This is a genomic window from Maribacter sp. LLG6340-A2 (assembly GCF_045057105.1).
Taxonomy (GTDB): Bacteria; Bacteroidota; Bacteroidia; order Flavobacteriales; family Flavobacteriaceae; genus Maribacter.
The window spans coordinates 3,235,787-3,248,564 of record NZ_CP159332.1 but is presented as its reverse complement, the minus strand read 5'-3'; the positions used below and the strand labels follow the sequence as shown (position 1 = coordinate 3,248,564).

General features: G+C 37.0%; 13 protein-coding genes. 7 read left to right on the top strand and 6 right to left on the bottom strand.

The window, feature by feature from the left end:
* The first annotated feature begins 2 nt into the window (after nucleotides 1–2).
* The 3 genes from ABVM52_RS13740 (at nucleotide 3) to ABVM52_RS13730 (ending at nucleotide 3,312) form a co-directional block, all read left to right on the top strand.
* Complete coding sequence (locus tag ABVM52_RS13740; RefSeq protein WP_405381440.1) at nucleotides 3–1,130, top strand: serine hydrolase; 1,128 nt, start codon at nucleotides 3–5, stop codon at nucleotides 1,128–1,130.
* An 18-nt stretch (nucleotides 1,131–1,148) separates the two neighbouring features.
* The gene (gene rluF / locus ABVM52_RS13735) at nucleotides 1,149–1,889 is read left to right on the top strand and encodes a 23S rRNA pseudouridine(2604) synthase RluF (RefSeq protein WP_405381438.1); all 741 of its coding nucleotides are present in this window, start codon (nucleotides 1,149–1,151) and stop codon (nucleotides 1,887–1,889) included.
* A gap of 130 nt (nucleotides 1,890–2,019) precedes the next feature.
* Nucleotides 2,020–3,312 carry a carboxypeptidase-like regulatory domain-containing protein gene (locus tag ABVM52_RS13730; protein WP_405381436.1) on the top strand — a complete coding sequence of 431 codons (1,293 nt, stop codon included), beginning with the start codon at nucleotides 2,020–2,022 and terminating at the stop codon, nucleotides 3,310–3,312.
* Between the two features lie 63 nt (nucleotides 3,313–3,375).
* On the opposite strand, the gene ABVM52_RS13725 is transcribed toward ABVM52_RS13730, so the two are convergent.
* Together ABVM52_RS13725 and recQ are read right to left on the bottom strand one after the other, a co-directional pair.
* Nucleotides 3,376–3,867 carry a fasciclin domain-containing protein gene (locus ABVM52_RS13725; RefSeq protein ID WP_405385136.1) on the bottom strand — a complete coding sequence of 164 codons (492 nt, stop codon included), beginning with the start codon at nucleotides 3,865–3,867 and terminating at the stop codon, nucleotides 3,376–3,378.
* Between the two features lie 363 nt (nucleotides 3,868–4,230).
* Nucleotides 4,231–6,441 (bottom strand): DNA helicase RecQ, encoded by a 2,211-nt coding sequence (gene recQ, locus ABVM52_RS13720; RefSeq protein WP_405381434.1) that lies wholly within the window; start codon nucleotides 6,439–6,441, stop codon nucleotides 4,231–4,233.
* A gap of 172 nt (nucleotides 6,442–6,613) precedes the next feature.
* On the opposite strand from recQ, the gene ABVM52_RS13715 reads away from it, so the two are divergent.
* From ABVM52_RS13715 to lptB, 4 genes are read left to right on the top strand one after another with little or no spacing between them, the layout of a single operon-like run.
* The gene (locus tag ABVM52_RS13715) at nucleotides 6,614–7,591 is read left to right on the top strand and encodes an SIS domain-containing protein (RefSeq protein WP_405381432.1); all 978 of its coding nucleotides are present in this window, start codon (nucleotides 6,614–6,616) and stop codon (nucleotides 7,589–7,591) included.
* Nucleotides 7,591–8,451 carry a twin-arginine translocase subunit TatC gene (gene tatC / locus ABVM52_RS13710; protein ID WP_405381430.1) on the top strand — a complete coding sequence of 287 codons (861 nt, stop codon included), beginning with the start codon at nucleotides 7,591–7,593 and terminating at the stop codon, nucleotides 8,449–8,451. Before ABVM52_RS13715 ends, tatC begins: the two co-directional genes overlap by 1 nt.
* Nucleotides 8,435–8,779 carry a carboxymuconolactone decarboxylase family protein gene (locus tag ABVM52_RS13705; protein WP_405381428.1) on the top strand — a complete coding sequence of 115 codons (345 nt, stop codon included), beginning with the start codon at nucleotides 8,435–8,437 and terminating at the stop codon, nucleotides 8,777–8,779. The genes tatC and ABVM52_RS13705 overlap by 17 nt, the downstream gene beginning before the upstream one ends.
* 56 nt (nucleotides 8,780–8,835) lie before the next feature.
* Nucleotides 8,836–9,576, top strand: coding sequence for an LPS export ABC transporter ATP-binding protein (lptB, locus tag ABVM52_RS13700; RefSeq protein ID WP_144805310.1), 741 nt, complete (start codon nucleotides 8,836–8,838; stop codon nucleotides 9,574–9,576).
* Between the two features lie 61 nt (nucleotides 9,577–9,637).
* On the opposite strand, the gene ABVM52_RS13695 is transcribed toward lptB, so the two are convergent.
* From ABVM52_RS13695 to ABVM52_RS13680, 4 genes are all read right to left on the bottom strand, one after another.
* On the bottom strand, nucleotides 9,638–10,324 hold the full coding sequence (locus ABVM52_RS13695) for a hypothetical protein (RefSeq protein WP_405381426.1): 687 nt from the start codon (nucleotides 10,322–10,324) through the stop codon (nucleotides 9,638–9,640).
* A gap of 326 nt (nucleotides 10,325–10,650) precedes the next feature.
* Nucleotides 10,651–11,043 carry a DUF4345 domain-containing protein gene (locus ABVM52_RS13690; protein ID WP_405381424.1) on the bottom strand — a complete coding sequence of 131 codons (393 nt, stop codon included), beginning with the start codon at nucleotides 11,041–11,043 and terminating at the stop codon, nucleotides 10,651–10,653.
* The gene (locus tag ABVM52_RS13685; RefSeq protein ID WP_405381422.1) at nucleotides 11,033–12,310 is read right to left on the bottom strand and encodes an MFS transporter; all 1,278 of its coding nucleotides are present in this window, start codon (nucleotides 12,308–12,310) and stop codon (nucleotides 11,033–11,035) included. Before ABVM52_RS13685 ends, ABVM52_RS13690 begins: the two co-directional genes overlap by 11 nt.
* Nucleotides 12,286–12,771, bottom strand: a complete 486-nt coding sequence (locus ABVM52_RS13680; protein WP_405381420.1) for a GyrI-like domain-containing protein — start codon at nucleotides 12,769–12,771, stop codon at nucleotides 12,286–12,288. Before ABVM52_RS13680 ends, ABVM52_RS13685 begins: the two co-directional genes overlap by 25 nt.
* Nucleotides 12,772–12,778: the final 7 nt, after the last annotated feature.

Genomic DNA, 12,778 nt, shown 5'->3' with positions numbered 1-12,778 from the left:
AATTGAGAATTAGCATATTACTTGTATGGGCCTTTGAAATACTGTCATGCACAAATGACCGCGTAGACGCTAATGCACTGGAAAAAGCACTGGCATCTGAACACCCCAATATAAGAGTGGTCATGGATAGTCTTGCCAAGTATGAGGTACAGATAAGATACTCGCAAATAGACCGACTAAAGGACAGCATCATATTAACCGATTATGATTTTCAGGTAAATGACAGTCTGTATTTCTACCCTGCAAGTACCGTAAAACTTCCCGTTGCGTTATTGGCTCTAGAAAGGCTCTACAAAACGGATACGCTAAACGTACATACCAAATATTATGTAGAGGGCGATACAATAGAGAGTACGGTAGCCCAAGATATTACGGAGATATTTGCGGTGAGCGATAATTTGGCCAACAATCGTTTATTTGAACTACTTGGCCAAAACGCCATTAATGCTTCCTTAAAGGAAAAAAACATAGCACCTGTCCGCATTTCTCACAGACTGGGCTACCATTCAGAAGATTTGCGAACCAAGCCTTTGGTCATTTATTTAAACGATTCCACAACCGGAATGTCCGTACCTAGTTACAACACCAATCCTGAGCCGCTGAAACTAAAAGGCATTAAAAAAGGTTTGGGCTACATGGACGATGATGGCCTAGTAAAAGAACCTTTTGACTTCAGTATAAAAAATTATCTTCCGGTATCCGCATTACATTCAATTTTAAAACGAATCATATTTCCGGAAAAATTTAAACCAAACGAACGTTTTCACATTGGCAATGAACAACGTGAACTTATACTCAAAGCAATGTCCACCGTACCCAGAAACGTTGGCTATGACCAAAACATTTATCATGACGGATATTGTAAATTTTTTATGCATGGCGATACCAAAGAAAAAATACCACCAACATTAAAAATTTATAATAAAGTAGGCTTTGCATACGGTACCGTTACCGATTGTGCCTATATAAAAGATAGCTTGAACAATGTAGAATTTCTACTGACCGCAACAATTTTGGTCAACCAAGATGGTATTTTCAATAACGACCATTATGAGTTTGAAGAAATTGGCATACCTTTTCTGGCCCAACTAGGGCGTGAAATATATGCCGAGGAGCTTAAGAGAAAATAATAGTGATAAAGAAAAAGTATGCAAGACAACGGCAATAAAACCAGAATCAACAAATACTTAAGTGAAGCAGGTTATTGTTCACGTAGGGCAGCGGACAAATTAATAGACCAAGGTAGGGTTACCATAAACGGTAAAATTCCAGAAATGGGAACCAAAATAGGTGCAGATGATATTGTTAAAGTAGATGGGGAGCTCATTAAAGGACCTAAAGGAAAAAATGTCTATTTGGCATTCAACAAACCCATTGGTATAGTTTGTACTACGGATACCGGAGTAGAAAAAGATAATATTATTGATTTCATCAATTACCCAAAGCGGATTTTTCCAATTGGCAGGTTGGACAAACCAAGTGAAGGACTTATTTTCCTTACGGATGATGGTGATATCGTCAACAAAATTCTACGCGCCAGGAACAATCATGAGAAAGAATATCTCGTAACCGTGGATAAACCTATTACCAAGGATTTTTTAGCTAAAATGCGCAAGGGCATTCCCATACTGGATACCGTAACAAGAGAGTGTGAGGTGTTTGAAGTAAGCACATATCAATTTAGAATAATCCTTACCCAAGGTTTAAACAGGCAAATTAGACGAATGTGCGACTACCTTGATTACAGGGTAAAAAAACTAAAACGCATAAGGATCATGAACGTGCATTTAGATGTCCCGGTAGGAAAATGGAGAGACCTTACGGAAGAAGAGTTAAACGAAATCAACAGGTTGGTCAGTTCCTCTTCCAAAACTTTCGACGGACAATAACATAATTACCGGAAAAGAGTGCATTAAAATTCTAATGACCCCAGTGAAACCATGTTAAATATATAGGCTATTTCACTGAAAAACATTATCTTATATAAAAATTACACTTAATTTCAAAGAACCATATATCATGTTTAACTCAAAAAAACTGGGCCATATATTAGTTTGGGTGCTACTTTTGGCCGCTAGCGCTAATTATTTACAGGCACAAACAAGTGATTTCACCGAATATACCGGTGAGGTTGTAGACAGCAATACCAACAAAGCTTTGGTATTTGCCACTTTAAGTATTAAAGGCACCAATGTAAGTACAATAACCAATTCTGAAGGTGAGTTTGCACTCAAAGTGCCTTCAGATTTTAAAGACCGTAATTTGGTGGTCGCCTTTTTAGGGTACAAGACCAAGGAATTTCCCATCTCACAACTGGAGGCCAAAAAAAACAAGATTTCTATGGAAGAGTTTGCCATGGCCCTTTCAGAAGCACGAATAGATGCGCCAAATGACGCAGAGACCTTGGTCAAGGAGGTATTGAACAAAAAGGGCACCAATTACCTCAACGAAAGTACCGTGATGACGGCATTTTATCGTGAGACCATTAAAAAAAGGAGAACAAATGTTAGTTTATCAGAGGCTGTCGTAAATATTTACAAAGCTCCCTATTCTTCTAACAAGAAAGATGCTTTAGAACTTTATAAAGCCAGAAAAAGTACGGATTATAACAAACTGGATACAGTAGCCTTAAAACTGCAAGGCGGCCCCTTTAACACCTTGTTCGTTGACATGGTCAAGTATCCTGATTATATTTTCACTCCAGAAACATTGCCCTATTATGATTTTGCCTTTAATACCTCTACAAGGGTAAACGACCAATTAATCTATGTTATTGACTTCAAACAAAAAGAAGAAATTTTAGACCCTCTTTATACCGGTAAACTTTATATAGATGCAGAAAACAAAATTCTGACCAGTGCCATTTACTCGTTGAATATTACCGATAAAAGACTGGCCTCTCAAATGTTTGTTCGTAGAAAGCCAAAAAATGCAGAGGTTTGGCCAACGGATGTTTCGTATAGGGTAGATTATAGGGAGAAAGATGGTAAATGGTATTATGGGTACAGTAATGTATTGTTAGAGTTTAAGGTCAATTGGGACAAACGCCTTTTTAATTCCGTCTACAGTATGAGTTGTGAAATGGCTATTACCGATTGGGAAGAAAATTTTGAAAACAGCATTCCTAAGACCAGGGACAGAATTAAATCCTCAATCATCCTAAGTGATGAAGCCATTGGTTTTGCCGACCCTAATTTCTGGGGAGAGTACAATATTATTGAACCTGAGAAGTCCATTGAATCTGCTATAAAGAAAATTCAAAGACAATTAAGAAGAGACAAGTCCAATTTAAATCGCGCTTCAAAACCTTAAACGGAATATATTAAAAAGCCCTATCTAAATTCAGATAGGGCTTTTTTATCTTAAACACTTAACTTATTTAGGCATAACAACGGTATCAATAGCATGTATAACACCATTGCTAGCCGCAACATCAGTCATAATAACAGTCGCCATATTACCATTCGCATCTTTCAACATCACCTTATCACCACTCAAACTAAGGGTAATTGAATCCCCTTGTACTGTTTTTACGGTAAAAGCTCCATTGTTACCTTTAATTGCATTCATTACATCAGCCGCCATGTAATTACCCGCAACCACGTGATAAGTTAAAATTCCGGTTAATGCATCCTTACTTTCCGGTTTCAATAAATTATCAACTGTACCTGTTGGCAAAGCATCAAAAGCACTATTTACCGGTGCAAAAACGGTGAAGGGCCCTTCACTATTTAAAGTCTCCACCAAATCTGCCGCTTTAACCGCCGCAACAAGTGTTGTAAAATTTTCGTTACCTGCTGCTACTCCTACAATCGTTTGAGACTGTAAATAGGAAGTAGAAATGAACAACATCAACGCACTAAACATTGTGATTTTTAAAATTTTCATAGTTCTATTTTTTTTAGATTGATGTAAATGTAGTGCCTTACCCATCAATAAACTCTTAAATATTGTTTAATTAATTATTAAATTTGTTAAACAACATAAAATTTTTAAATAAACTTATATAATTTGAAACTATATATAAGGCGTATAAACCAGTATATATAATGGAATAATTAGTATGATTAAAATCAAGTTTACCTACATCCACACCACTATATGAACAACTTTTTAAGAAGAACATTAAACATAATTATATAATATCAAAAAGTATATCAGTCAGGATAGTGCAAAAAAAAGCCCATCACGATAAATTCGTAATGGGCGCAAAAGATAATTTCAATCAATTTAATTTGCGACTTCGCTAATAAATTTTAAGCGGTACAACCTTAGTTCCTCCTCTTCATACTCACCATCAAATTCGGTCATGGCCTCTTCAAGATTATCGGTATCGGCTTCTAGGAAATATTCGTGAATTTCTTCTTGCTGATCTTCATCCAAGACCTCATCTATCCAATAATTTAAATTTAATTTGGTACCACTAAAGACAATTTGCTCCATTTCCTTGATCAGCTCAGGAATCTCTAACCCTTTAGAAGAAGCAATATCTGACAGTGGTAATTTTCTATCTACATTTTGAATGATATATAGTTTTAAAGCCGAATTAACACCGGTACTTTTTACCACCAAATCATCCGGCCGTACAATATCATTTTCCTCAACATATTCTTTAATAAATGCAGTAAATGGCTTCCCGTATTTTTTGGCCTTACCCTCACCTACCCCATGAACGTTTAACAACTCCTCATGTGATATAGGATATTTCAAGGCCATATCTTGTAAAGAAGGATCTTGAAATACAACAAAAGGCGGCACTCCAAGCTTTTTGGCCTGCGCCTTTCTCAAGTCCTTCAATTGTTTTAAAAGAACTTCATCTGCAACACCACCACTTTTTGCGGCACCTACAATTGCATTATCATTTTCTGCATTGTACACATGGTCCTTTGTCATCATAAATGAAACAGGGGTATTTAAAAACTCTTTCCCTGCATCTGTCAAATGCAACACCCCATATTGTTCAATTTCCTTACGCAATAATCCTGCTACCAAGGTTTGGCGCACCAAAGCCATCCAATAACTTTTATCCTTATCCGATCCTATACCGAAAAAATCCTTTTCATTGGTTTTATGAGAGGATATTATTGCATTGGTCTTACCACGAATGGCATTTACAATTTCCTTGGATTTGAATTTCTCGCTGGTGCCTTGAACTACCTTAAGTAATTTCAACACATTGTCCTTAGCTTCTTCCTTTTCCTTTGGATTTTTGGTGTTATCGTCCATATCCGCACCCTCTCCATTGACTTCATCAAACTCTTCACCAAAATAGTGCAACATGAATTTACGTCTAGACATGGAGGTCTCTGCATAGGCAACTACTTCTTGTAATAGAGCATTGCCAATCTCTTGTTCCGCTACAGGTTTACCGGACATGAACTTTTCTAATTTCTCTATATCCTTATAGGAATAGTATGCCAAGCAATGGCCTTCACCGCCATCCCTACCGGCCCTACCGGTTTCTTGATAATAGCTTTCAATACTTTTAGGAATGTCATGATGAATAACAAAACGCACATCAGGTTTATCTATACCCATACCAAAAGCAATGGTTGCCACCACCACCTCAACATCTTCCATCAAGAACATATCTTGATATTTGGACCTAGTTTTGGCATCAAACCCTGCGTGATATGGAACTGCACTAATACCGTTTACCTGAAGCACTTGTGCCAATTCTTCCACTTTTTTACGGCTTAGGCAATAAATAATTCCAGATTTACCGGGGTTTTGCTTTACGAACCTAATGATATCCGCTTCTATATTTTCTGTCTTTGTACGTACTTCATAAAAAAGGTTAGGCCGGTTGAACGACGCTTTAAAAAGTTTGGCCCCGCCAATTCCCAAGTTCTTAATAATATCTTCTTGAACTTTTGGGGTGGCCGTTGCCGTTAACCCTATGATAGGAATATCATCTCCCAAACGTTCCACAATAGATTTAAGGTTGCGGTATTCCGGTCTAAAATCATGGCCCCATTCAGAAATACAATGGGCTTCGTCAATGGCTACGAATGAGATGACCACAGACCGTAGAAACTCCACGTTTTCTTCCTTTGTCAACGATTCTGGCGCCACATAGAGCAGCTTTGTCTTACCTTCGGTTATATCTTGTTTTACTTGCTTTATTTCTCCTTTGTTCAATGAGGAATTTAGAACATGGGCAATACCATTTTCCGATGAAACGCCACGGATGGCATCTACCTGATTCTTCATTAATGCGATCAATGGGGAAACTATAATTGCCGTACCCTCTTGCATAAGGGCAGGTAATTGATAGCAAAGTGATTTACCACCACCGGTGGGCATAATTACAAACGTATTGTTACGTTTTAAAACATTTCTGATTACTTCTTCTTGAAGTCCTTTAAACTGGGAAAACCCGAAATACTTTTTTAATGATGCATGTAAATCGATATCATCAAATTCTTTACTGTCTGTCACATTTAATATTTAAGGGAGCACTACTTATTTTAAAACTCATAAGTGGTCAAAATTATTATTGACCAAGCTTGTTGATTCTAAATTCTTATGCGATAATCGGCATTTAAAATTAAGTTTGTTTAATTTTGTAATCTTAAAGATAACACATTCTTTTAGGATTACAATCCATAATTTGAATAATAGATTGATAGCTACGCACACCATTATTGACTTGGCGAAAAAAACTATAGAAACAGAGCGCGATGCTATTGCCCATCTTTCCGCACTGTTAACAGATGATTTTGCCATGGCCGTTAATTGTATAATTGAGGCAAAAGGTCGTGTAATTATTTCAGGAATTGGCAAGAGTGCCATAGTGGCCACAAAAATTGTAGCCACCATGAATTCCACCGGAACACCTGCAATATTTATGCATGCGGGTGACGCCATTCATGGGGATTTGGGCACCATACAAGAGAATGATGTGGTCATTTGTATATCTAACAGTGGCAATACCCCAGAAATAAAAATGCTGGTACCATTGATCAAAAGAGGAACCAATAAGTTAATTGCCATGACCGGCAATACCAACTCTTTTTTGGCCAAACAGGCAGATTTTATTCTTAACACCTTTGTAGAAAGAGAAGCATGCCCTAACGGCCTTGCCCCTACAACGAGTACCACGGCACAATTGGTAATGGGTGATGCCCTTGCTATTGTTTTATTGGAAATAAAAGGGTTTACAAGTACAGATTTTGCAAAATACCATCCAGGTGGTTCATTAGGAAAGCGACTATATTTAAGGGTGTCCGATTTGGTGGAAAAGAATCAAGTTCCACAAGTTCAAAAAAATGCAGAGGTAAAGGAAGTTATCGTTGAAATTTCCAAGAAAATGCTTGGAGTTACAGCAGTTCTAGACGGTGAAAAAGTCGTAGGTATCGTTACCGATGGTGATATTAGGCGCATGCTGAATAAACATGATGTCATAAAGGGGTTGACCGCCAATGATATTATGACCCATAACCCTAAAACAATCCCTGCGGACACACTAGCTATAAAGGCCTTGGAATTTATGCAGAAAAAAGGCATATCCCAGTTATTGGCCATGAGAAATGATACCTATGTAGGTGTCATTCATTTACACAATTTAATAAACGAAGGTATTTTATAATGGGTTCCAAAGCAGCAACACCCCCTAACGAGATGTCATTTCTTGATCATTTAGAAGAATTAAGATGGCATTTAATACGATCTACATTAGCCATTGTAATAATAGGTTCCGTAGCTTTTTTAATGAAGGATTTTATTTTTGATACGGTCATTTTTGGACCTAAAAAAATGAATTTCCCCACCTATCAATTATTCTGTGATGTAGCCACTTTTTTTGGATTTGATTCTGCTTTTTGTGCCGAAAAACTTCCGTTCACTATACAAAGTCGTTTAATGTCCGGACAATTTTCCGCACATATTTGGACCTCTATATGGGCAGGTTTTATCATAGGGTTTCCTTATGTGCTATATGAAATGTGGAAATTCATTAGTCCTGGATTATATGAGAAGGAACGTAGAAATTCAAGAGGATTTATTTTAATAGCCTCCTTGCTATTTTTCCTTGGAGTCCTTTTTGGTTACTATGTAGTAGCTCCTTTATCCATTAATTTTTTAGGTACATACCAAGTTAGTTCAGAAGTAACCAATGAGTTTGATTTGGCCTCCTATATATCTACCGTAAGGGCTTCTGTAATTGCCTGCGGCATCTTATTTGAACTACCCATAATTATTTTCTTTTTGACAAAGGTGGGACTTGTTACGCCGGACATCATGAGGAAGTATAGAAAGATAGCGCTTGTCATCGTTTTAATATTATCTGCCGTAATTACTCCACCTGATGTAGCAAGTCAGATTATAGTGGCCATACCGGTGTTAATTCTTTATCAGGTAAGTATTTACATTTCTGCCATGGTATTAAGAAAAGAACGAAAGAAAGCTGAAAAAGAAAAAAAGAAACAAAACAATGTCAAACCAAATTGAAGAATTTAATGCCTATCGTTCCAAAATGAACGATAAGCTGTTGGCGGACAACAATAAAATTGTAAAGCGCATATTTAATTTAGATACCAATGCGTTTGCCGCCGGAGCCTTGGACGTAAAGACCAAGGAATTGTTGGGCCTTGTAGCCTCTACCGTTTTACGTTGCGACGATTGTGTAAAATACCATCTAGAAAGCTCGTATAAAGAAGGTGTTTCCAAAGAAGAAGTAATGGAAACCTTAAGTATAGCTACATTGATTGGCGGAACCATTGTTATACCCCATTTAAGACGAGCCTATGAATATTGGGAGGAATTAGAAAACCAATAGGTTAAAAAATCCCTAATTCCTTTTCTAACCAACCAATAACTAATAGATTTGAGACCATGAAGTTACGTGCCGATAATATTATGAAGTCCTACAGAGGTCGTAGGGTGGTTAAAGGAATTTCCTTGGAAGTCAACCAAGGGGAAATCGTTGGGCTTTTAGGTCCCAATGGTGCCGGTAAGACCACTTCATTTTACATGATAGTAGGGCTTATTAAGCCCAATGGGGGCAGCATTTGGTTAGATGATATGGAGATTACCAAATTCCCTATGTACAAACGCGCACAGAACGGTATTGGTTATTTGGCACAGGAAGCCTCTGTATTTAGAAAATTGAGTATCGAGAAGAATATTTTAAGTGTCCTGCAATTGACCAAACTAAGCAAAAAAGAGCAGCACATGAAAATGGAGTCGCTCATAGAAGAGTTTGGTTTAGGGCATATACGAAAAAACCGAGGAGACCTTTTGTCCGGTGGTGAGCGTAGAAGAACAGAAATTGCACGAGCCCTTGCAACTGACCCTAAATTCATTTTATTGGATGAACCCTTTGCCGGTGTAGACCCCGTTGCCGTGGAGGATATTCAACGTATTGTAGCACAACTTAAAGACAAAAATATAGGTATTCTTATAACTGACCATAATGTACAGGAAACCTTGGCAATTACGGAACGGTCTTATTTAATGTTTGAAGGGGGAATTCTAAAATCCGGTATTCCAGAAGATCTGGCCGCAGATGAAATGGTTAGAAAAGTGTATTTAGGACAAAATTTTGAGCTTCGTAAAAAGAAATTGGATTTTTAACCAGTATACAATATTACCTCCCAATCGCACCCTGTGAGTTAAAATTAATATCTACTACTAATTATAGACATGTAGTTATAAGTTTTAAATTTTTGAGCTGCTCATATTCCAGCACTGGCTGTAATTTTAATCCATTCAACGTTATTGAGGTAATCTGAAAAATACTTTCAGGCTCATTGTCACCAAGCATTATTGCTATAAAAGCATTTCCTTCTATTTTACGTACAAACCAATATCCTGTACGTCCAGTACTTTTATTACTTAGACTATAGTAATCTCTATTGAAATTAGAGCCACCTACCGTGGAATAGGACTTATTCATGAATTTCAACGCTAAACCATTGGTAGCATTACATTGCTGTTCTATAATAAAGTCTTCAATATCTTCTTTACTCCAGTCTATATCATGTATAAATTCTAGTTTTTTTAGATTGTATTTGGTTTTCTTTGGTCCTTGCACCAGGATAGTGTTATGAGTTGTTTTCTTATAAATCAACTTTCCCTTTTTACCTTTTGCCTTAATTCTGCCCTTTTTAGATTTAATTGAAATAGGATATGCCCCCTTTGTATCAAAATCACTAATAAGCTTGGTATCAAAATCAATCATCATTCGGGAGCTGCCAATAATTTTAGGTGAAATATTGTCCGCAAAGCCGCCATGGTCCACCAACCATGTTCCCCTGAATTCTTGTGCACTAGTTGTGGTCATTGTCATAATAAAAACAAGGAGTCCCAAAATTTGTCGCATTATTTTAAGTATTTAAGAAACTATAATATGTTGTGTTAATAAGTGATGATTGATAGAATTTATTTAAGACGTGATGCTACTAAAAAGCTATTTTATTATTAAACTAGATTCACAAATTCCTTTTATCCAGTTAATAATGAACACGTTAGACAACAAAAAACATATTATACTAAACTGAAAATTTTCCTATAAATTGTAAATGGGATGTAAACCAAGGACTAATACTTATAAAAATGTAGGTATTATAAAAAATGAAATTATACTTCTGAAAAGATAAAAATGATGAACTTTTAAAAATTCTGGGGATACTAAATTTTTTGATGGATTTACCTGTATCGCTTTAAATTAAATAATCCCCATCCAAAGAAAACAAGTTCTAAAAACAGTGCAGGTGTAAATGGTGTTGAAAGGCCATCAAAGATTGTACTTATAATTCTCCCAAATGAGATTCCCCCCATAAAAAGTACATTACAAAGAGTAGCACTGTACCATACTTTTTCATTGTACGCACCTATAAGCCAAAAAATGCCTATTCCAATATAAATTCCCATAACGGCCCGTAACATATTCATCAACTCTAACGAGTCAACTTCATAATCTAAAATCATAGGCATTAAAACCGTAGGATGTCCGCCATAGACCAATCCCGCGCAAATAACAATAATACCTGACACTAAGAGGTTAAGGTGTTTAGGTAATTGGCCCAGCTTACTTTCCATAAAGTCTTACATATTTATAAGCGGCAATACTTCCAAAAAAAGAAAAGAGAGCCAGCATCCAAAATACCTGTTGATGACCCTTTAATCCGGGGGATTCATCTAATAAATAACCCATTGCCGGACCTGCAAAAATATCTGGGGTATACCCTATCAAAGAAATTAAACCAACCGCAGTACCAGTATAAACTAAAGGAATTTTACCACTTTGCATAACTGCAAAATACAATGCCCTTGCAGAAAATACCCCAATGGCAACAATTAATATAGATAATAAAAATAATAGGTACGGAATATTTTCTACGATACCCAAGGCAAAAATAACCGACCCAAAAAAGGCAATTATAAAACTGATAAAAAGCCATAAAATAGGCTTGGAACGGTCTGCCAAAACACCAATAACTGCACCAACCACCGGGCGCACAAACAATAAAAAAGTACCCACCTGCGCCGATCCCACTTGATTAAACCCCATAACATCTTGTGCATAAAGTGAAAAAACATCGGTGATTTTATATCCTACATACGCACACAGGATGATAACCATTAATAGTAATACCGATGGTAAACGTAATACCTCGCCTATTTGCGAAATAGTAATCTTCTCTACAATAATCTTATTTTCATTTAAGTTGGGCAATTTCATAAAACACCAAACCAATACACCAACCAAGCCAACAATGACCGAAGATGTTAAAATAACATACCTAAAAGCAAACCTACTTTCCTGCAATGAGGCAAATTCTAAATCCGTTTCAAGAAAATAAGCAAAAATAACGACCCCCAATGTTCCGAACAAGGCGCCTACCAACCCCCTACCACCATCTAAAAATCCAAATGCCTTGCCCTGGTCTTTTTCACCACCCCAAATACGTGTAGCTTTAATCATTGGCGACCAGAAAAGAAATATGGTGGTAAAGCCCCAAAAGCCATAAAGTAGTTGAAGTGTGGTATAATCTGGAAAAGTAGCAAAGACCAGACCTCCTAAAGCGGTCATCCAAAGCGCAATGGCAATTAACTTTCGTGGTGGATACTTATCTGCCAACGGACCTCCCAATAAATAAGAAAGCAACGCCACAAAGCCGTACACCGAAAAGCACAGGCCCAATGCTACATTGTCCAATTCAAAAACCTTTAGAACCGTTGGCCTAAAAGCCCGTTGAAGAATAAAAGGAAGAATGAACACACTTTCCCCCGCCAACATCAGTAGCAATAAATAATACCAAGGTGCTTTTTTGGTTGCTTTCATTTTGTCGTTATAGGAATCCATATTTCCTCTTCTGAAGTGGGGTCGTTGGGTTTATACTTGTCTCCCAAGACTTCAAAATGTGGCCGGTCATCTAACCTATAATCAGAGTTAGGAACCCACTCCCCATAAATATATTGAAAAATACCGGGGTCAGCTGGCGTTCCTACATAATTAAAGACCGCATATAGACCTTTGGGAATGATCAAGGAACTCATTTTATCTGGAATTACCAGTGCATCAGAAACCTCAACACACGCCCATTTTGTAAATTTTTTAATTGGGGAAAACTCTTGAAAATAATTTTGAGGATATTCTTGAAGCGATATAAAATCACTAGATGACCTATTGGTAATCTCTTTACTTTGCGCTCTAAAACGCTGCCAAAGTTCAAAAGTTTTATTTTCGGCCAAACTCATTTCTTGAGAAAAGCCTACAACATATTTAGTTTGCAGAGCAATAATATTTGGGGATATACTTTTCATAGTCAGC

Bases quoted from the DNA above. Each gene is read 5' to 3' on its own strand.
- rluF (WP_405381438.1), top strand. From the start codon at position 1,149: ATGCAAGACAACGGCAATAAAACCAGAATCAACAAATACTTAAGTGAA.
- ABVM52_RS13730 (WP_405381436.1), top strand. From the start codon at position 2,020: ATGTTTAACTCAAAAAAACTGGGCCATATATTAGTTTGGGTGCTACTT.
- ABVM52_RS13725 (WP_405385136.1), bottom strand. From the start codon at position 3,867: ATGTTTAGTGCGTTGATGTTGTTCATTTCTACTTCCTATTTACAGTCT.
- tatC (WP_405381430.1), top strand. From the start codon at position 7,591: ATGGGTTCCAAAGCAGCAACACCCCCTAACGAGATGTCATTTCTTGAT.
- ABVM52_RS13705 (WP_405381428.1), top strand. From the start codon at position 8,435: ATGTCAAACCAAATTGAAGAATTTAATGCCTATCGTTCCAAAATGAAC.
- lptB (WP_144805310.1), top strand. From the start codon at position 8,836: ATGAAGTTACGTGCCGATAATATTATGAAGTCCTACAGAGGTCGTAGG.
- ABVM52_RS13695 (WP_405381426.1), bottom strand. From the start codon at position 10,324: ATGCGACAAATTTTGGGACTCCTTGTTTTTATTATGACAATGACCACA.
- ABVM52_RS13690 (WP_405381424.1), bottom strand. From the start codon at position 11,043: ATGGAAAGTAAGCTGGGCCAATTACCTAAACACCTTAACCTCTTAGTG.
- ABVM52_RS13685 (WP_405381422.1), bottom strand. From the start codon at position 12,310: ATGGATTCCTATAACGACAAAATGAAAGCAACCAAAAAAGCACCTTGG.
- ABVM52_RS13680 (WP_405381420.1), bottom strand. From the start codon at position 12,771: ATGAAAAGTATATCCCCAAATATTATTGCTCTGCAAACTAAATATGTT.